The organism is Pseudomonas sp. PKS (assembly GCF_051913525.1).
Lineage (GTDB): Bacteria > Pseudomonadota > Gammaproteobacteria > Pseudomonadales > Pseudomonadaceae > Aquipseudomonas > Aquipseudomonas guariconensis_D.
In genome coordinates this window covers 1-410 of record NZ_JBEGDO010000053.1, presented here as the reverse complement: position 1 = coordinate 410, position 410 = coordinate 1, and the positions used below count along the sequence as shown (strand labels likewise).

Annotated in this window: 1 protein-coding gene; it reads right to left on the bottom strand. The window is 66.3% G+C overall.

From position 1 onward, the window contains the following. Positions 1 to 410: methyl-accepting chemotaxis protein (locus ABOA88_RS24045; protein WP_440127998.1), on the bottom strand; the 410-nt coding region annotated here is incomplete at both ends.

Sequence of the window (410 nt, the reverse complement as noted above, 5' to 3'; positions counted from 1 at the left end):
TCCACCCCTTGCTGGTTGAGGCTGTTGATCTGGGTGATGTCCAGGTTCAGGCTCTCGACCACCGCGCTCTGCTCCTCGGTGGCGGTGGCCACCGACTGGTTCATGCCGTCGATCTCGCCGATGCGCTGGGTCACGCTGGCCAGGCGCTCGCCGGCCTGGTTGGCCACCTGCACGGTCTGCTCGCTGGACACCTGGCTTTCGTTCATGGTGTACACCGCCTCGCGCGAGCCTACCTGCAAGCTGGTGATCATGCGGTGGATCTCCTCGGCCGACTCCTGGGTGCGGTGGGCCAGGTTGCGCACTTCATCGGCGACCACGGCGAAACCGCGCCCGGCCTCGCCAGCGCGAGCAGCCTCGATGGCGGCGTTGAGCGCCAACAGGTTGGTCTGCTGGGAAATGCCCTTGATCAC